The 20,576-nt window shown below is 38.7% G+C and carries 15 protein-coding genes; 8 read left to right on the top strand and 7 right to left on the bottom strand.

Features of this window, described 5'->3' with window-relative positions:
• Nucleotides 1-146 precede the first annotated feature (146 nt).
• Genes BW716_RS21715 through BW716_RS21695 form a run of 5 tightly spaced genes read right to left on the bottom strand, consistent with a single transcriptional unit; the run spans nt 147 to nt 3,301 of the window.
• Entirely contained in the window at nt 147-965 is an 819-nt protein-coding gene (locus BW716_RS21715; protein ID WP_083725925.1) for a hypothetical protein, read from the bottom strand.
• Nucleotides 966-1,021: 56 nt separating this feature from the next.
• Nucleotides 1,022-1,228, bottom strand: coding sequence for a hypothetical protein (locus BW716_RS21710; RefSeq protein ID WP_083725923.1), 207 nt, complete (start codon nt 1,226-1,228; stop codon nt 1,022-1,024).
• A gap of 11 nt (nt 1,229-1,239) precedes the next feature.
• Nucleotides 1,240-1,635 (bottom strand): hypothetical protein, encoded by a 396-nt coding sequence (locus tag BW716_RS21705; RefSeq protein WP_083725921.1) that lies wholly within the window; start codon nt 1,633-1,635, stop codon nt 1,240-1,242.
• Nucleotides 1,619-2,533 (bottom strand): HEPN domain-containing protein, encoded by a 915-nt coding sequence (locus BW716_RS21700; protein ID WP_083725919.1) that lies wholly within the window; start codon nt 2,531-2,533, stop codon nt 1,619-1,621. The genes BW716_RS21705 and BW716_RS21700 overlap by 17 nt, the downstream gene beginning before the upstream one ends.
• A 36-nt stretch (nt 2,534-2,569) precedes the next feature.
• Complete coding sequence (locus BW716_RS21695; RefSeq protein ID WP_083725917.1) at nt 2,570-3,301, bottom strand: HAMP domain-containing sensor histidine kinase; 732 nt, start codon at nt 3,299-3,301, stop codon at nt 2,570-2,572.
• Nucleotides 3,302-3,560: 259 nt separating this feature from the next.
• Between BW716_RS21695 and BW716_RS21690 the strand changes: the two genes are divergently transcribed.
• The 8 genes from BW716_RS21690 to BW716_RS21655 all read left to right on the top strand — a co-directional run bounded on the left by BW716_RS21690 (nt 3,561) and on the right by BW716_RS21655 (nt 17,020).
• On the top strand, nt 3,561-3,995 hold the full coding sequence (locus BW716_RS21690) for a helix-turn-helix transcriptional regulator (protein WP_083725915.1): 435 nt from the start codon (nt 3,561-3,563) through the stop codon (nt 3,993-3,995).
• 207 nt (nt 3,996-4,202) lie between these two features.
• A complete protein-coding gene (locus BW716_RS21685; protein ID WP_083725913.1) occupies nt 4,203-5,024 on the top strand; it encodes a type IV toxin-antitoxin system AbiEi family antitoxin in 822 nt (273 codons plus the stop codon).
• Nucleotides 5,021-5,833 carry a nucleotidyl transferase AbiEii/AbiGii toxin family protein gene (locus BW716_RS21680; protein ID WP_083725911.1) on the top strand — a complete coding sequence of 271 codons (813 nt, stop codon included), beginning with the start codon at nt 5,021-5,023 and terminating at the stop codon, nt 5,831-5,833. Before BW716_RS21685 ends, BW716_RS21680 begins: the two co-directional genes overlap by 4 nt.
• Before the next feature lie 20 nt (nt 5,834-5,853).
• On the top strand, nt 5,854-6,759 hold the full coding sequence (locus tag BW716_RS21675) for a hypothetical protein (RefSeq protein ID WP_083725909.1): 906 nt from the start codon (nt 5,854-5,856) through the stop codon (nt 6,757-6,759).
• A complete protein-coding gene (locus tag BW716_RS21670; RefSeq protein WP_083725907.1) occupies nt 6,756-8,228 on the top strand; it encodes a hypothetical protein in 1,473 nt (490 codons plus the stop codon). The genes BW716_RS21675 and BW716_RS21670 overlap by 4 nt, the downstream gene beginning before the upstream one ends.
• Nucleotides 8,225-11,827 carry a helicase-related protein gene (locus BW716_RS21665; protein WP_083725905.1) on the top strand — a complete coding sequence of 1,201 codons (3,603 nt, stop codon included), beginning with the start codon at nt 8,225-8,227 and terminating at the stop codon, nt 11,825-11,827. The genes BW716_RS21670 and BW716_RS21665 overlap by 4 nt, the downstream gene beginning before the upstream one ends.
• A gap of 5 nt (nt 11,828-11,832) precedes the next feature.
• A complete protein-coding gene (drmB, locus tag BW716_RS21660; protein ID WP_083725903.1) occupies nt 11,833-13,707 on the top strand; it encodes a DUF1998 domain-containing protein in 1,875 nt (624 codons plus the stop codon).
• 163 nt (nt 13,708-13,870) lie between these two features.
• Nucleotides 13,871-17,020 (top strand): DUF3883 domain-containing protein, encoded by a 3,150-nt coding sequence (locus tag BW716_RS21655; protein ID WP_083725901.1) that lies wholly within the window; start codon nt 13,871-13,873, stop codon nt 17,018-17,020.
• Nucleotides 17,021-17,251: 231 nt separating this feature from the next.
• On the opposite strand, the gene BW716_RS21650 is transcribed toward BW716_RS21655, so the two are convergent.
• Nucleotides 17,252-19,864: a glycoside hydrolase family 3 C-terminal domain-containing protein gene (locus BW716_RS21650; protein WP_083725899.1), complete on the bottom strand. Its 2,613-nt coding sequence runs from the start codon at nt 19,862-19,864 to the stop codon at nt 17,252-17,254.
• A 319-nt stretch (nt 19,865-20,183) separates the two neighbouring features.
• Nucleotides 20,184-20,414, bottom strand: a complete 231-nt coding sequence (locus BW716_RS21645; protein ID WP_083725897.1) for a hypothetical protein — start codon at nt 20,412-20,414, stop codon at nt 20,184-20,186.
• Nucleotides 20,415-20,576 lie beyond the last annotated feature (162 nt).

The raw sequence follows: 20,576 nt of genomic DNA, 5'->3' as shown, positions 1-20,576 counted from the left end.
TTTACCGTTCTGTATGCAAAGATGAGAATAGAAAGAGGGCTGGTATCCCCCTATAGGGATACCTATGTTTTAAAAATAGTTGGTAGACTTCAAGTGAGGATACTGTTTAACGATAAACTGTTTGTATTAACGGTAAGCAGTAGCTGTTATTTCCTGATCCGTTTTTCATGCTGCCGGATATCTTCATCAATAAGGGCAACAGCACTGTCCAGGTGAAGAACCGTAAAGTACGGGCGAATGTATTGAAGGTCTGCCAGCAACTGTGCGCCTGCTTTGTGATCCGGTATTTTGGCGTATTTCTTATAGATGTCTGAGTTTTGCAGTGTGGTAAACTTTACCCCTGTCAGCAGGTGAGCCAGTCTTACTACATCGCTGATATTACCATTATCCCGGTGTTCTGTCTGGAAGCCTGCTTTGAGTAAGTAATATAAAGTCAGCAATTGCCGGTAGCGGGTTGCCTCTTTATCCGGTTCTTCTGTAGCAGGTGCAGTTACAGTTTCTACGTCAAGCCCCTCCGGCTCCTTTTGCAGGTAAAGGAAATGAATGGCCCAATCCAGCACGTTTTGGCAGAGTTGGAGAAATTGACTGATTTCATCCGCTGATAAGGATTGTTCAGCTCCCGGTAAGCTGTTGTATATCTCACAGGAATAAATTTCTTTTTCTGTCAATACCGTATCATAATAAAAATAGGCATGAAAGCTCTTGCTCACGTAAGGCTTAAGGGTTTTACCATAGCGTTTGAGTAACGCTAAATCCTTTGCTTTGTACTGATGCCAGAATTGATCGCTATGAACACCTTCCTGACGGGCTAATTGTACAAGACTTAGCAGGTGTTCGGTAATTTCCAGTTGTTGCAATAAGGTGTAGTGCTCCATTATTGCCTCGTAGTCATGCTGGAATTTTTGTACCAATAGAGGGGCAACATGGTTGCGGGGTGGGTTTAAGGGAGTTTCTTTCGTAGGCATGGTACTAATATAATAAAAACCGGTAATAATTCCCCCTCCCTTATTTGCCGGGTAGCTTATCCCGGCTTGTTCCTCTCTTCCTCCTTTGTAAAGGACAAGAATACTTTTGTGGCTTTTACGATTACAGGATCATTGGTATGCAGAAAATCGTTTACCGATACGTGGTTAACGTAAAACTGTACCAATGCCTGCAAGGTACATTGGGTAATTTCCGTAAGGATATAGCTGTCGTGCGTGTGGCGCAGGGTAAGTCGCTTTTTCATGTGGTTATTATTTATTGCCGGTTATTGTGCTTGTGCAGTTGCTGATACCATTCCTTTATCAGGGCTGTATAGCTCTTTGTATGATCTGGCTCGCTTATCAGCGCGATCGTCTGTTGGGTATAGTATATACATATTTCTCTTTTAACCTTATCTGGTATGGCTGTAATGTGGATTGTATGCGTATAGGCAGCAAACACCGATGTAGCTAAAGAATAAATATCTTCTTCCTCGTTTAATACATAGGAGACTATCAGGATATGATCTATCCAGAACTGGACAGCTTCCTGTTCATCCACTCCCAGTTGCTTACAGGCTATTTGGAAGGCTACAGGCAGGAATATTTCTATTGTCATGCTTGGTCCTGATCTGTCGATATTATCAGGGGGGCGGTTAGGCTGTTGTCTCATGTGTGGTTGTTATAGGGAATACAATTGGTTGGTCCTTATCCAGTTCTTGCAGCTTTGACTGGTAAAGGGATTCGGCTACGGACATTAATTCCTTTACCCTTTCTATGAGGATAGCAGCCTTTTCAGCAGGTATGGAGTAGTCTTCTTTATAACGGGCATCCGAATAGGCTTTGTTTAACAGGTTGAATAGTTCCGTTTCCTCCCTTGTCAATCGGGGAAAAATAACAGACGGTTCCATGCTGAAGTTGTCAATCAGGGCCAGTAAGCGGGATAGATTATGGGTAGTTGAGCGATAGCCGGTGATTCCCCTTAATATTGCCATACAGGTATGTTGTGCTGCCTGATGGAGGTTAAATACTGCCTGCTCCGGCCAGTTGTCCTGCTGGCAATCAATCGCTGTCTTGAAAAACCGTTGGGCAGTAGTGAAACACCGGTTCCATTGGGTGGTAATTCGGGTTTTAATCTCTTCTTTCGTTAGCTCACCGGGCAATTCCGCTGTCAATGGCTTTCCATTGCTGTAAACAGGTACGGCTTTACGGTAAACGGCGGTATCGAAACGATAACCGGCAGGCAGCCCGTCCATAAATGCTGCATACTTCTGCACCATACAGGTGATTTCACAGGGTAATGATGCCGCTTGCTGCTCTATCAACTGGATAAGTTCATATTCCGGTCGTTTTTCTGTATCGGTGGTTAGGATCATCAAGTCGAACGTTATCGGAAATATCGTTTCCCGGTAACCTTCACCCGGCCAGAAGCAACTCCAATCCTGCATAATGCTTGTACGGGTGCCTAAGCACCAGATCAGTTCCGGTTGAAGAACAAGCAGGATTTTCTCTATCAGCTTTGCCAGTTGTATGATCTGTTGTTTGGACAGATGGGGTAAATGTGTGCGCATAGGTACTTTTTAGATTGTTTAGAGGGCGGGTTAGCGCTAAACGGGAAGGGTTAACGTAAAAACGGTATTTCCCCGCTCGCTTTGCACAGCAAGAGCACCGCCCAAAGCCTGTGCATACTGCGCGCTGAGAAAAAGCCCTAGCCCGGTGCCTGCCAGGCCATTGTCTAATCTTTCATAGGGCATAAATAAACGGGAGACTTTTTCCGGTGGGATTTCCATGCCTTGATTGATGACCTGTAGAGAGATTGCGTTACTTTCCAGGCGGCATTTTACGGTAATAACAGTACCGGGATGGCTGTATTTAAGCGCATTGGAGAGGAGATTTTGCACTATCTGCCCCAGCTTTACAGGGTCTGTGGTAACCTGTATATTTTCCAGCGAGGGATGCAGTATCAGGCAAACATCCTTTTGTTGCAGGGCCGCAGTCCTTTCCTGTTGGCGAATGACCGGTGTTATCCATGACCGGAAATCAATCTGGCAGTAGGCAGGTGTAATATCCAGTTTACCGTTATGGAATTTTACGGTATCAAGCATATTGTCCAATATATGTAAGGTATCAAGGGTTGTGGTTTCCAACGCCTGAAAGAATGCTTCCGACTTGCTGCCTTCGCGGATATACCGGCAAACCTGGACAGTACCAGCCACCTGCGTGCGTAGTTCATGGGCAAACATACCGAGAAACAGCTCTATAGTCTGTGGGGCGCTTTTTTGAGTTACAGCAGCCGGGGGCAATGGGGTAATAGTGTTGTTTTCAAATGAGATTGGCATAACTGGCTAGTTTAATGGTGTTAAAGGAGACGGTTGTCCATAATAGCTCTGGTAGCGTATTTCACCACTGGCGGCTGTTGGATATCTGATTCGAGTGGTAAATTACCATCCCCGGTAACCGTACCCCACTAAGCGAGCCTGTGCATTAACAAAAATTAGTTGTATTTTACCGGATAGTTAACCGGGAATAACCCTTGGTATCTCACCAGCCCGGATGAAGTAGGATACCAAATTATTAGTTTTCAATATCTTTGTGACTATGACAATTACCAGTATGCCTGAAAAAGTACACCAAGGACGCGCGGTAAAACGCCTTAGAGAAATCCTGCATGTTAAACAGGATGTGTTGGCTGATGCCCTCAATATCAGCCAGCAGAGTGTTTCTTTATTGGAAACCAAAGAAACCATTGAGCCGGAACAGTTGGAGTTGATTGCAAAGACGTTGAAAGTGCCGGTGGACGCGATTAAGAATTTTAATGAGGAGGCGCAGATCTATAATATTCAAAACAATTATGAGGGTGCATCATACAATAAGGTCAATGAAGTTGGCATAGCCTATAATTGCACGTTCAACGCACTTGACAAATGGGCTGAGGCGATGGAAGAAATAAAAAAGCTGAATGCGGCGCTCTTGAAAGAAAAGGATGAGAAGATTGCCATGCTGGAGAAGTTGTTGGGAGAGAAAAAGAAGTAACTCAAAATTCAAATATTCTTATTTAAGCCATCTACAGAAGTAGGTGGCTTTTTATTGTAATCAAGCTCGCAAATAATTCTATAAGAAACTGTATTTCATAGTTAATTAGTCAGCTCAAAGCTGACTAAGGCGATACTAAACATACTTTTATAGTATTTGGCATATATTTCATATCATTGTAGTCAGGTTTAAGCTGACTATCGGCATATGAAAAATAAGTACATATCAACACAATCTAACGAACTACTATCTTACTTTAATCAGCAAGGCAGAGCGTGCTTTGAATACACGGAAGCATTTCAAGCCTTGCCAGATTCAAAAGAAAGTGCAGTAAAACAATTGCTTAGCGATATGACCCGCCGTGGGCTATTAATGCGGCTCAAAGAAGGGGTATATTATATTATACCTTACGAGGCCGATGCAGAAACGTTCATGCCTGATTGGCATACAATAGCAGGATTCCTGGTTAATAATGCTGATTATTACATAGGATATTACTCAGCACTTCATATTCACAATCTTATTATACAGCCATCCTTAAAAGAGCAAATAGTTGTATCAAAACAATTACGGCCTACTATCATTAAGATTAAAAATATTCCCTTCCAATTTATATATCATAATGAAGATCACTTTTTTGGCGCAAAAAAAATTTGGGTAGATAGTTTTAATAAGGTTCAATGCTCAGACCTGGAAAAAACAATTATTGATTGCCTATTCAAGCCAGATTATGCCGGTGGCATAGTAGAGGTTGCAAGAGCAATAAATATTTCAAAAGATAAAATTAAGTTTGATAAGTTACTGGAATATACAAGGAAGTTTAAATCACAAGCTGTAATCAAAAGATTAGGGTTCCTATTAGAAGCACTGGACATCAATAATAGTATCATAGATGAATTATTAAAAGCGAAAACCTCCTCTTATATTTTATTGGATACTGAATTACCAAAATCAGGTAAATTGGTAAGCAGATGGAGCATTCAGCAAAATCTGGAATCGGAAACAATTAAAGCTGCTATATACACATGATTAAACCAGGAGAGATACAACAAAAAGCAAGAGAAACTGGTGTACGCGATCAGCAGATAGAAAAGGATTATGTGCTTTCATGGATATTAAAAGGAATTTCCCAAAATCCGCAACTATCCAAAGTGATTGTGTTTAAGGGAGGTACAGTATTGAAGAAAGTTTATTTTGAAGATTACCGCTTCTCTGAAGACCTCGACTTTACTTTATTGGACGATACAGTAACGAATGAACAAATTTTTGAATGGTTCAAAGAAACATTTGACTATGTAAAAGAAGAAGCTAATATCCCGTTAGGAATAATAGATAATAATGAGCATGAAGATGGGGGAATAAACTTTTATATTAGCTATGTTGGCCCCTTAGGTGGACAAGGGAATAACAAAAAGGTAAAGGTGGATATTTCAAGAAGCGAAGTATTAGCTTTTGATCCCATTAAAATGCCCGTACATATTGGCTACACTGATATAGAAGAATACGAGTTATTATGCTATTCGTTGCAAGAAGTACTGGTAGAAAAAATGCGTTCTGTAATGCAGCGAATGGCAGCACGAGATTTTTACGACATCTGGTATTTGCTGGAAGTTGAAAAAATGGAGGCCGGACATTATCTGAATGAATTCAGCCAGAAATGCAAAAGCAAAAATCTGAAAACATCGGATTTTTCAGCAAAGTTACAGGAACGCTTGCCACAATATAAAGCGCGCTGGAAAAATTCGCTCGCGGACCAAATTAAGGATTTACCCGATTTTGAGCAGGTGGAAAGAGAAGTGCAAAGACATTTAAGAGAATTAAATAATAAGTTTAAGTAGCATCTATAAATTATTGTGATGTGATTCTGAATGCAACATATTATCAGTTACTGTGGGAAAAGTTCAAAAACGTTCAAATTCTATCAACTGAACGCTTGGATAACTCCGTTCATCTTTCGATTAAAATTATTTTGGAACAGTACAGGAAAAAGACACCCCTACAGGTCAACTTTCAAAATTCAAAAGAGTCAATCTTACAAATAGCTCGTCACTTATTTGTGGAACTAGCAAATGATATCTATTTAAATCATTATGATTTGCCAAATGATTTTTGCATAGGAGACAAGTTGAAAAAAATAAAAGATAATCAGTATTATGAGATAATTAGAACTGAAAAAGATGACTACACACTAAGACAGGTCTTAAGAAAAGGAAAGAGAGATGTTTCACCTGCAATAATTCATGGTTTGACTTATGATAAACTAACCAAAGGTTATGTGAAAGTTGACTTAGGCATAAGTGAAAGGACAATTAAAAATTATTTTAGTTTTTTTCAGGAACTAAATAATGAAAGTAGCGAATTTCCAAAAACAAACTTCGAGATGAAATCGGTATTTATCTCAAAAAGATCACTATGGGATGACTTGGACTTAAAAAATAAGGTACCATCTATATACTTACCCAATCCTAGAGAAGAGAGTAATTTAAGTGAGCAAAAATCAATACCTGCACTTTCTGATTGTATGATTTATTTCACTTCCAAATACGAAGTGTGTTATCAGAAAATTCTACTTAAAAATAAAAAAATAAAAACAATAGTTATTATTGACACTGAAGCAAGTGCAATTCAGCAAATGCTTCAAGACAGAATAAAATTTGGGTTCAATATTATAATATTATCTAATAGCCTTTCGCCAATCAAGAATGATGCAATTCCCTGTTGGGATTGGTTTAAAGAAGAACTTGAAATCGTTAATGCCTTATGATTGAATTCATAGACGTACCAAGTAATGAATTAGACGAGTATATCGAACGCCTTGACCGCAAGATCGCTCATGTCAATTCCGAATTTGGCTTTGAACTGAAATCTTATGGAAACATCCTGAGAATTGCCATAAATGCTATTCAGAAAGAGACAAATGAAAATTTGATTGAACGAGTAATCATTAATAGAGAATTAGAAAACGGCTTGGACAACGCGGGTGGTTATACAGTTGATTATCTTGCGGAAAACAATCCCAAAACAGAATTACTTGAAATACTCAAGTATCTTAAAAATAATCTTCGCAAGCAACAAGTTTTATTGAAATTGTTGAAAGAGACCGACAAAAGAGTAATTGCCGTTTTTGATAACAATGATTTGGATTTTATAAATCAACGCATCAAAAATAGAAAGGTCGAAATTATACCCTTTTCGGAGTTAAAGAAAGTAAACACTCATAACAAAATTTTGGTTTTTTATTCGTTCAATGGGCAGAAAGACTTTGACTATGTCTACAATTTGGATAACGAAGTGATTTTATTACTTTATAAACAAGAAAAAGACCTGTATTACAAATATCTCGATCAAAGAAAGAAATTGATTGAGGCGGAAATAAAGTCAAACGACCGTATGGCAATTTGCGGTATTCCATACACAGAAGTCAGGTACAATGTAACAGATGTTAGCACTACTATCAATAGCATTATTTCCCGTTTAGATGAAATGAGTGGCAGGGCCTATGAAGGGTACAAAAATGAGTGCGATTTATTGCTCAATGAGATTGAAGAAAAATTGATTTACAAAATTGCATCTGACAAAACAACTTTATTCTTAGAGAGCAACGATACGATTTTTACAGATAAAGGCGAACTGATAAAATCATATAAAATTAGTGTAGGCAATAAAATTAGAATATATCCAAAAGAAGAATTAGCGGAAAATTTATATCAGGTTGCTGTTGAAACGGAGCCTGACATTTTCGGGAAAGTAGAAGAGCATGCCACATTTTGGAAACAACTCATAAATGAGTTGAGAAACAAATTGGGTGATGATTTGCTTTACCAAAAATTGAAAGAAAAAGGATTGAGAATATTGCCTGCTACATTGGTAACTTATGGAAAAGGGCACAGGAAATTCCCTATGTTCAATAATGATTTGAGAGCAATTTTCAAATTGTATTACCTGGATAAATCAGATAATGAAATTGATGCAATTTTAAAACCAATCCTCAAATCAAAAACTACTTACAATAGCACAATGATTGTACTAGGAAGAGGCTTGAAACAGGAGTTGCGGTTTTTTTTGAAAGAAAAGAGAATCGGCGAAATTCTCCAAAAGCGGAATTTCAGCGGAATTACCTTGCAGACTTTTGTCGATGAATTTATGCAGGTTCATACCGTAATCACTAAAGAAGTATTTAGCGGTAGTCTTGAAAGTTTGGAAGAAGCAACCTTACAACAAATTGAATTATGAGTCCAAAAGAAAATAGAAATATAGTTATTGACCGTGTCCGAAAAGAAATAATAGGTCCAGGGTCGGACGTTTTTCACTGTAAAGAAGATTTTAGCAATGAAATTATCGAGGGCAAACCTTTGCAAAGGTACTTTTCGAGCATTTTGTTTCCTAAACAGTTACAGCCCAATGCAAACGATAATGGTGAACAAGAAATGAAAGATGAAGATACAGATGACATAGCTGATTTGTATTCTGAATTTGGTGAACCTGAAAACAAGGAAAAGGAAATTTTTGAAGAAGATGAAGACGAAACCGATAAAACGGACACACAACCTAAATACACATCAAACACATTCTTTCCTTCTCACTTCGGGATAACTTTTTCTGTTGATAGAACAATTGAAAAATTAAAAACAATAATCAGTTTTGGAAATTATACCAAAGCAAGCTACTCAGCAATTAAAATTCCTTATGGCGGAGAGGGGATACATTTATTGGCTGAATGCGGCTTAAATCATTATGTAGTCTATGATGAAGAAACAAAAACGCTTTCCCAAACTAAACAAATTAAAAGAACCCAGGGCGGAAAAATAACAGCTGATTATATACATTTTCAAGACAGTTTAAAATCGTTAAGACAAAAGACTTCTTATGATTTTTCTTTAGCTAAAGTAATTTCAAAGTTATTTTTCAAAGACAAGTACAAACGGAATGATAACCTCATAGAATTGGTAATAGGCATTTCAGAGATTTTTTCTGCACCCAATCGACACCTTGAAATAAAATTATCAGAACAACCTAACTGTAATTCAGAAAATTGGAGCAAGGAAATGAAAGACAATCTTGTTTTTCATTTGAAATTGTATGACAATTATACCGACAAGTATTATATCAAAGCAGTCATTGAAAACAAAACATTAATTGAAAAAAAAGATTTTTTACTTTCCAGAGAAAAGGTCAATCGGCTAAGCTGCTTTCAGACCGAAATCAGGATCGGAAGTGATAAACTTTTACCATTCAGAGATTACAAGACACATTTATATAAAACTGATGAAGATAAAATGCTCGATTATCTCTATCGGGATAAACTTGCATTTGGAATTGGTCATAACACAGCGTGCACTTGGGAAAATGCTAAATTCCCAAACACGCCTCAATGGATAAAATCAACATTTCTGCCTGAGTATGACGTAAAGAGTCAAAGCTCGGAAATAGATAAAATTAAAGGCGATATTCTGAACATAAAAAAACTATCCGTTTACAATACAAATAAGGCAAGTATCATTTCAACCCTTAGTAATGTTTCCGAAGCTTACCAATATTGGATTGATGATGAACGAAAAGTAGCAAATGGCAATGAACTTGGATTGAAAAACATTACAAAATGTGAACATATCTATGAGCGAATAAACAAAGGAATAAAGCTGTTGTCAGAAAACGAAAATGCTTTGCGAGCATTTCAGTTAGCCAACACTGCTATTTACTTGCAAATGTTCCAAAGTCAGCGGCATTTCGGTAAGAAAAAAGAAGGATTTGAAGTCTGGGAACGAAACGAAACCTTACAGTATCGTTTTGAAGATTATGCCAAATCACCTTTTCCTTCCGCTAAAGAACCCGAATGGAGACCATTTCAGTTAGCTTTTATTCTACAATGTATCTCTTCGTTCGTTGAAGAAAATAGTTCCGAAAAAGAGTTGATAGATTTATTGTATTTCCCGACAGGTGGAGGCAAAACAGAAGCCTATTTGGCGGTTTCTGCATTCCTTATTTTTTGGAGAAGAATACAATATACTGATACTTATGGGGGAGTAAACATCATCATCCGTTATACATTAAGATTGCTTTCGGCACAGCAGTTTGAACGTGCCTCAAAAATGATTTTGGCTTGTGAATTTATCCGAAACCATTATAAAGACTTGGGCAACAACAAAATTTCAATCGGCTTTTGGGTGGGTAAGCAAACCATTCCAAACTACTTGGAAGATGCCAAAAAGAAGTTAGAAGCCACACTGAAGAAACTAAATAAGGGTGACAATTATGTTGTAAATCCATTTCAATTGTCAAATTGCCAATGGTGCAATACTAAAATCATTTCGCGGCTTGCAGAAAGAGATGGTACATATCAAATCGGACACCGAACAAACAGACAATTACATAGCTATTGCCTGAATGAAAGTTGTCATTTTTCAGAGAAGAACGGAGGTTTGCCAATCGTTATGATTGATGAGGATATTTATTCAAACCCACCAACTATACTATTCGCAACCGTTGATAAATTCGCAACACTCGCTTGGAAAGGAGAGGCAACAACCCTTTTCAATAACGGTTCAAACAGAAAACCCGAATTAATTATTCAAGACGAATTACATCTACTAAATGGAACATTAGGAAGTTTGGTCGGTTTGTTTGAAAATGCGCTGTTGCAACTTTGCGAGAATCCTAAAATTATTGCTTCAACAGCAACTGTAAAAAACGTAGATAAACAAATTCAAGGTTTGTATGGACGTGAAGCAAGAGTTTTTCCACAATATGCCACTAATGCAGATGATACATTTTTTTCGAGAGTCATCGAAGAGAGTAAGAGAAAGTACATGGGTATTTTACCAACAGGCAAAACAACGGTTGTTACTAATTTACAGTTATTGGCTTCCCTTCTCTATGCAAGATTGGAAATTTGGAAAAACGCAAGCGAAAAAAAAGATGCAGATGGTTTTTGGACAATACTTTCTTATTTCAAAAGTCTTAAGGAAATTGGACGTTTCTCCAACAAAATCAATTCGGAACTGAAACCGATTATTAAACAATTACAGGTGCGTTACTTGAATGATGATTCCATTGCAGCTAACAATTACAACAAACTCTCTTTCCGAAACATTGAATTAACAAGCCGTATTCCGAACGAGAAAATCAAAAGAAATTTAGACAAGTTAGAAATTCAGTTTACCGGAAATATCAAAGAACACAAGGCTTACGACTTGGTTTTGGCAACCAATATGATTAGTGTTGGGCTTGATGTAGGAAGACTAGGCGTAATGGTAATGAATGGAATGCCCCCAAATACAGCAGAATATATTCAAACGAGCAGTCGTGTTGCAAGGAGAAATGAAGGATTGGTAGTTACGCTTTACGACCCATTTAACAACCGTGATTTATCTTATTTTGAGGATTTTGTTCAGTTTCATAAAACGTTTTACAAGCAAGTTGAGCCTTTGAGTGTAACACCTTTTGCTGAAAATGCTTTGGACAAAATGCTATTTACGCTCATTTTGGCTTATTTCAGGCATACAACGCAATATACCAACAATGATGCGGCAAAAGCTTTAACTGATGATAAAGTGAAAAATGAGTTGCGGAATAACTTGATACAGCTTTTCAGCAATCACCAATTCGCCCACAATGATTTACAACTCATTACGGAAAAGGTGGACGATATTTTAAGAGATTGGAAATACAAAATTCAGGCACAAAGGGATTTGAAATACTATTGGGCAAATCACCCGAAAGAATCCCTGATTGTTCCAATGCAGGAAAAGGCAAATGATGATGAAAATCTAACCGCAATGCAGTCAATGCGAAGTGTAGAGCCAAGCGCTGAAATACTAATTAGACAATATTAGAAGTTATGCCAAATGATAAAATAAAACATGGGAGAAGCAAACACATCTCCAATTATGGCGGTGTTGGTTCGCTGATTGAAACAACGAACAATTCCATAATTATAGAAACGTTTGATAATTGGGGCTATGATGATTTAAACGAGAAATTGGCTCATTATATTATCAAAGATGACCGTTTATTGCAACGCCTTAAAAATCGTTTTCCTAACCTTAAACATTTGGTAGCAATTCCTACCGACAGAGATTCCTCTCTGCATGGGATAAGACCGAAAGCAAATTATTTTCCAAAATGGTTTTATTGTACCTATTGTCATCGTTTTGCTACCTACAGTGAATGGAGAAATCGTTGGCGAAGTGTGGGGAAAAATCTCGACTTTTTTAATCCCCCAAAATGTAACAATAAAGATTGTAAGGAAAATCATTTGGAACAAATCCGTTTCGTAATGACTTGCAATAACGGGCATATTCAGGATTTGCCGTGGGAATTTTGGAACAACCGTTTACCAACCGACAGGACAAATGAGGAAGAAAATGAAGATAATAGTAAAAATGAAAAGCCGAAAGGGCCTCAGTTAAATTTCTATAAAAAATGTTGCGAAAGTCAGGATTTGATATACAAAATTAGCCGTGAGAATACGGACCTTTCAGGTATTTGGGTGGAGTGTAAAAATTGTAACAGTAAAGCTAACTTAAAAGGTGTTTTCAACTACGAACAAAAATGTAACGGAAAGAAATTTTGGTTGGGGCAAATCAATGGAAAATTTCACGAAGAAGAATGTACAGAAACAACGAGTGTAAAACTGAAAACTAGCAACAGCGTCTACTATGTCAACTCGTTGAACAGCTTGTATATTCCTGAATTGCAAAATCCACTTCCTTCCGAAACCAGAATTGATATCGATAATATGGTAGAAAGTGGAGAATTTTCTACTGAACAAATTGTTCAACTAGTAAGTATTCAGAAGAAAATTGATAAAGAGCTAATCCAACAGTATTTAGCAACAGGAGACATAACATACATTCCTGACAACGTTTACAGGCAAACGGAATATGATTATTTTTTACAGAAAGAGCAGCCGGACAGCAAACAGATAAAATTCCGTGTGATAGATTGCAAGGAACAGATAAGCAGCTTTTCAAAACTGGTAAAAATTGACAAACTAAAAAGAACGACCGTTCAAACCTCATTTACACGAAATGAGCCGATTGATATAGATTCAATCCTGCAAGACCAAAATGAATATGAATATACCGTTCAAAGGCAATCTATTTCTAAAAACAACTTTGATGCAAAAAAATTACCTGCATTGGAAAGTTATGGAGAAGGGATCTTGTTTGTTTTGGAAAAGCAAAAATTAGAGTTATGGGAAAGACAACAAGAAGTAATTGAAAGGACGGAAAAGATAAAGACAAATGCCCAAAATGCCGAATGGAAATCGCATCAGATTATAGCCAAAACATTAACGCCAAGAAAAGTGTTAATCCATACTCTTTCTCATTTGCTAATGCGTGAGTTAGAATATGTTTGCGGTTATCCGGCATCATCGCTTCAAGAAAGATTGTATGTAAATGAAACTATGTACGGTTTTTTAATTTCAGCTTTTGACGGAACAGATGGATATTTAGGTGGACTTTCAAACTTATGCAACGATTTGGAAAATCTGAACAAGATTATCAATAGTGCTATTTTCAGAGCAACAGATTGTTCTTCTGATCCGATTTGCATTGAGTCAGACGGACAAGGCGTTGGCCACTTAAATTTAGCAGCTTGCCATTCCTGTACCTTAACCCCTGAAGCTACTTGCGAATATTCCAATTTATATCTTGATCGAAAATTAGTTGTGAGTGAAGAATACGGATATTTTACGAGTTTAATATAAAGGATAAGGGATAAGGTTACCTCACTTTGTATTCCTAATATTTGAGCCTTATGTACTATTTAACTTGTCTTTGATAAATGGCCGTAACTAATTTATTGGGCTATTATTATGGCTTATCAAAAACTTGAATATAATATGTTAAAAATTTAATTAGAGCTTTGATATGGAAAATATTACAATCGAAACTGCGGAAGACTATCAGAAACAGTCCGAATTAAATGATATGAGGCAACATGCCAATAAGATCATTCAAGGGATCAAGAAGCTTAACAATAAAGATGCGAATAGAGCTATATGGGAATTATTTCAGAATGCAGTAGATTTGAGCAGTGAGTGTATTATTGAGATCAAAATCTCGGAGGATACATTCGAGTTTAGCCATAATGGTGAGCCATTTACACCTATGACGCTGGATTGTCTCTTCAAGCAGGTAAGCTCCAAAACGCTTGAGGAAAAAAAGGAGCAGTACGAAGAGAATGATCCAGTTGGTCAGTATGGTACTGGGTTTATGACTTCCCATGTTTTTGGCAAAAAATTATCTATAGACGGTGCTATCATTAAAGGTAGCGGTTATGTGGCACTGAACAACTTTGTGATCAACCGCCAAACTGATAATTGGCTCTTGTTAGCCGGAGAAATCAGAGATCTTAAAAAGGAAGTCGTAAACCTGTTAAATAAGGAAGCCCTTATTGGGCAGTTTCCCAGAACTAAATTTACATACACTTTTTCAAATGACTATAATCGGAAATGCGCATCCAATGCAGTAGGATCTCTAGGACTCATTCTGCCTTATGTTATGACTTTAAACCCCCGACTCAAGTCAGTTAAGGTTACTGATTCCAATGGGGTTGAAACGTTTTACCATAGAGAAGACATTTATAAGGTTGGTGAATTGCAGGTTAGGCGGATCAAAATAAATCAAGATTTAAAGGAGGTCTGTTTCCTGGAGTCAGAGGATAAGAAAGTAACTGTTATCCTTCCTATAAACGCACAGTTTGAGGCAACCGATCTCCCTGATGCCCTTCCTAGGATTTTTTTGTATTATCCACTTGTGGGTTCAGAACATTTTGGAGTTAACTTTTTGGTACACTCACGGCAATTTCAACCTACTGAACCAAGGGATGGCTTGCATTTGAAATCAGAAAACGAATCCAACAAAAAAGAAGAAGAGAGGAATCAGTGGCTCATTATGCATGCTTCTGAGAAAATATTTGACTTTATCGCTGCTCACACGGATAAGATCAAGAGCCCTATAAAAATGGCTTCTGTTAATTTTATTGTAAATGGCGAAGATGAGTTGTTAAACGAATATTTCAAAGGGCTTAAAGCTGTTTGGATTGATAAGTTTAAAGAGCTGGAACTGGTTGAAACCGGGTCAAAGAGAATAAGTCCGAGTAACACCACTTTCCTCCACAGAGAGCTACTGGAAGATATTTCAAGTTTCGATGCTATTTATTCACTTGTCAGCCAGTTTTTGACAAATATTCCTAAGTCGGAAATTATCATGGAATGGGCTCAGAAAATAAGAGAGTGGGATGTGCAGGATATTAAAGAAATTAAGATCAAGGATTTAATCACAGAACTACAGAAGCTAGGACATTTAGATGGTATTACTAATAAAGAAGATTTAAAGACCTTTTATCGGTATATAATCAATTTAGAGTATGCGGAAGTGTTCAATACGTGCAACTTATTACCTAATATTAAAGGGGAGTTTCGCTGTATTATAGGAGACAAAGGATTAAATCAAAGTCACAATATTACTCCTGAGTTAATTGCAATCGCGGATGTGTTAGTCCCTGAAATACCAAAAAGACATGTACATCCCGATTTTACTTTTGATATAACATTCCCCAGTTATTCCAGGAAAAACTATGTATCGGAAGTTAACGAGCATGTATTGAGGGTCGTTGCTGAAAAAGGGAGTGTAAAAATTCTTCCTGCGCCTTTTTTTGATAAACTCTTGGATTATGCTAAGATTGTGAGTTATGCCGACGCTAGTAATGTGCCTACTAACATGATGAAACTCATGGCTCGTTATTATGGAAAGAGTGAAGAGGTGATTGTTATTCCTACTATTGCAGACGATGAGATAGATGTAAGGACAGTACAGAAGAGACTTGTCAGCGCTTTGTTGAATGATATTAGCGCTTCAGATAGCAAGTGGGTTGCAGATGAAGTGGCATATTTGCAGGAATTGTTTAGTGTCGGTGCGAAATATGAAGCATACGAGGATTATTTTAAAACATCTAAAGTTTTTCCCAACCAGTTAAATGAGCTAGCAGTTCAAAATACATTGAGAACCGATGCGGGTATCCCATCGGAGATTAAAGATATGTATGGAGATGTAGTGAGTCCAAATCCATCCATCCGCGCGGAGCTGGTGCATTCTGATTTTAAAAAGTATCTTACGAATCCTAATCCGATGGAAATTAACGAGGTGACGGCGAAAATCGAAACCAAGTTTTTTATAACTACTTCTGTAAAGTCTATTAGCGAACACCCATATAAAAAGCAAATATTAAGTATCATCGAAGAGTTTAAAAGGTCTGATAAATATAAAGAGTATTTTCCCCTTGTTTATCTCAAAAAATCGGAAATATTAGTAACACTGGCTGATGGAGAAGATACTTTTAAGATTTTGACATTGAACGCGGCAAAAATAAAGAAGTTGGCAGAGCTTGGACGCGATCCAAATTTTGAAGAAATCGTAAAGTTGGGAAAAGAGGAGTTTGAACGGAAGCGACAGGAACAGAATAATATGTTGTATAAATATACTATTGGGACTCATATTGAAAGTGTGTTAAGAAATAACCTTTCAAAAATCATCCCGGATAGTATTGAAGCTGATTTTAAGAATGTGCAGGACGGACAGGATATTATTGTAAAAGTTTTAGGTGAATCACTTTACCATATTGAGGTCAAATCTCGTTGGGCTACCAATAGCTCTGTTAGGATGTCAAAAAATCAGACATTGACTGCTTATAAGGAAAAAGACCGTTACGCTTTGTGTACAGTAGATATGACGAAGTATGAAGGAGTGGACAGGGAGACCATTTGCGATTTAGACAAAATTAAACATTGTATAAGATTCAATAAGGAAATTGGCTACGATGTTTCTCATCTAGTAACTATCCTTAACCAATCAGAAAAGATGGAAGAAATACATTTGGATGGAGATTACAGAACATTGGTGCCAATGAGGTATATTGAAGATGGCTGGGATTTGGATCGATTTATTAAATATTTAATAGAGGTAATTAATAAGAGGATTGAGGATACCAATTCTCAGAATGAAATAGCCAAGCCTTAAACAGGAAGGGCCAAATTGCAGTGTAATATTCCTATATTTGTTCTGACAGGTGAAAAAGAGCTAAAAAGTGTGAACAACAGGCACACTTTTCAACTGCCTAAAAAACAGTGTCACCAATTTGACATTCCGCGACTGTAAGATATTAATAACCAGACAGATAGTATTCCTGTTCTGGGCACAAAATGAAAATGTCGGAGATATCTCCGACATTTTCATTTTAAATTTTCCAACCTACCGGACCATCACCGTATGCAATAACACCTTATTCATACCTCCATGCGCCTGCCCCGGTTGTCCTCCTCCTATACTGATCACTGTTTTTCCTCCAGGTTGATATCGTATTCCATTGTCATCAACCAGAGAAAGATCTTCTGTCGTTAATGTAAATGATACTTTTTTACTTTCACCATGTTTCAACGATATGCGCTGAAAACCTTTTAATGCCCTTACAGGTGCATTTGCCACCCCGGGGTGACTTACATAGAGCTGTACCACCTCATCCCCATCAAATTGCCCTGTATTAGTCAACAATACACTGATACTGACCGGCGTCCCTTTGCGGACACTTTCTGCCACCTTTAGCTCACTATAAGAGAAATGAGTGTAGCTTAATCCATACCCAAATGGATATAAAGGCTTCCCCCTGAAATAGCGGTAAGTCCTGTTCTGCATAGAATAGTCTGTGAAAGAACGCAGATCTTTATCTGATGCATAGAACGTCACCGGCAGGCGTCCCGAAGGATTATAATCACCAAAAAGTACATCCGCAATAGCAGAACCTGCCCGCTGCCCTCCATACCAGGCGTTGATAATGGCAGGTAGCTTCACCTCCTCTTCAGGAATAGCAATAGCGCTGCCGGTCATCATCACAAAAACGACCGGTTTACCGGTTTGCTGTAAGGCTTTCAGCAGCGCTGTCTGTACCTTGGGCAACATAATGGAAGTGCGGTCACCACCGTCAAACCCCGGCACACTTACAGGCATCTCTTCTCCTTCCAGTTGCGGTGAGATACCGCCGGCAAAAATGATGGCATCTATATCCTTCAGCCTTCCTGCCAAAGCAGCAAAGTCAGTTTTTACCCTGTCGCCGGCTTTTACCCGGATAAAGGCATTGCCCTCATTCTGATGAAATTCAACCACGATTTTGTAGCTGCTGTCTTTCCTGGCAGATAATACAAAGGGTCTTGCACCCCAGCGGTTCTTTGTCCAGGCATCAACGATCAAAGAGTCATTGATAAACAGGCGATAGCCGTCATCTCCATCTATCTCAAAATTCATTATCTCCGTTGCTGCTGCTTTCAGAAAGGTGGTATACCTGGCTGAATAATGGATGGTCTTCAGGTTAGGTGCAGGTGTCTGTCCTTCCGCCCAGTAATGGTCAATATCCTTTTCGATGAGGGTCTGCAGGGGTGTACCCTCCAGCCGCTCATTGTCAAAATACGCTGCCTGCACCCCAGGACTCCCTTTAAAGGATAGCATAGCGGTAATATCCCGGTAATTCAGCAGGGTATCGTTAGTATGATTGATCGCCTTTTCGTAGATAAGTGTTACATCCGGACCCAGCTTTTCCCTGATCCCTTCCACAACGGTCACTACCCGGGAGGGGGTTCCGTTATAGTTGCCAAGAACTGCTATTTTATTATCAGCATTGGGCCCTATCACCGCTATCTTTTTTATCCTTTTACTAAGCGGTAGTATGCCTTCCGAGTTTTTCAGCAGAACAATGGATTCCCTGGCCATTTTCAGGGCATGGGCATCATGCTCCGGGCTTTCCAGTACTGAATCGGGCGTTTGTGCATACCTAACCTGTGATACAGGGTCGAACAAACCCAGCCGGTACCGTATGGTGAATAATCTACTGAGAGAAGTATCCAGCTGAGCTTCGCTGATCAACCCGGTTTTTACTGCATTGATCAGCGAATAGTAGACCGAGGTGCCGCACTCAATATCTGTTGAATGAATGAGGGCATCTGCTGCTGCTGCCGTAGCATCCTTATGGGTCTTATGGTATTTGAAAAAATCATCCAGTGCCCAGCAATCGCTGGTTACATAACCGGTGAACTTCCATTGCCTTCGCAGAATGTTGGTCATCAGCAGATCATTTCCACAGCAAGGCTGACCATCTACGGCATTGTATGCGCACATTACGCCGGCAACACCCGCATTCACAACCAGTTCATGAAAAGCAGGCAGGTAAGTATCCCAGAGATCATGCAGCGAAGGATGAATATCATCGGAATGCCGGCTGGGTTCCGGACCGCTGTGTACTGCAAAATGTTTGGCGCAGGCAGCAGCCTTCAGGTATATGGGATCATCGCCCTGCAGTCCGCGTACAAATGCAGCTCCCAGTTTAGCGGTCAGGTAGGGGTCCTCTCCGTAGGTCTCCTGTCCCCTGCCCCAACGGGGATCACGAAATATATTGATATTGGGTGTCCAGTAGGTTAACCCCATATACCGTTCATTGTTCTTTCCCTCAGCCGTAGCCCTGTTATAAATGGCCCTGCCCTCGGTGGCCGAATAATCTGCCATCAGGAACAAAGCAGCAGTATCCCAGGTGGCAGCCATGGCAATGGCCTGCGGATAAGAAGTAACGTGATAAGGAGTACGGGCAACGCCATGAAGCGTTTCATTCCACCAGTCATAGGCTGGTATACCGAGATGGGTGATAGCAGGAGCCGCATTGACCATCTGCCCCACCTTTTCTTCCAGCGTCAACCGGTGAACCAGATCATTGACACGTTGCTCCACAGGCAGCGTGTAATCCCACATAGGAAAACTCTTATACTGCTGGCCCAGGGAAGATCCGGCAACAAATAATCCAATAAATACGATTAGTTTTTTCATAACATGAGGGTGGTCTTTAATGGAAAATAAGTAAAATTGTCAATCAGACAGTCATTAAACTTATTCCAAATAACCCAATTAACAAACTTATTTATGTTAACCCGGTTAAGCATTTCAGCTGCATGCACAGATCGGCAGGCAATTTTCTGCAAAGAAAAAGTATTCAGCGAATGAAAAAGTTCAAAAATGACCGCTGTTTATTTTTAGAAGTAGGTGACTATTCTCTTACAGACTACCCGAAAATAAAAAGCCACCCTAAAAAATTTAAGGCGGTAGTTGTATCAATTATTGGTTATTGGGTTACTTTGATGAAATTCTCCTATCCCCCCCTGCCATTAATCGGATCCATCAACAGCGCCAATTGACCTGTACACAGGATATTGATCGTGTTGGTTACAATTACATTACCTATTGTGGCAGTTACTTTATTGCCGTTCAGAACCCAGGTTCCGGTAGTAGTAATAGTAGCACCAGATTTCCTGGCCCATGTACCATTGGTAGAATACTCTTCTGTTACAGCGGATGTCTTGAAACTTAACAACTGAATCATGCGGGAATGGGATTAAGACAATTTTTTCATTATCAATAATAATTGGTTCGAGAACTTACCGCTACCGGGCACCTAAGGCTCTGTAATCGATGATTAAGGAGCCTTTTTTAGTTTGTCCTTATCAATAAATCACAGGTTTTAACGCATTCTACCACTATTATT

The organism is [Flexibacter] sp. ATCC 35208 (genome assembly GCF_001975825.1).
GTDB lineage: Bacteria > Bacteroidota > Bacteroidia > Chitinophagales > Chitinophagaceae > Chitinophaga.
The sequence above is the reverse complement of the archived record's forward strand: the minus strand, read 5'-3'. Positions and strand labels throughout refer to the sequence as shown.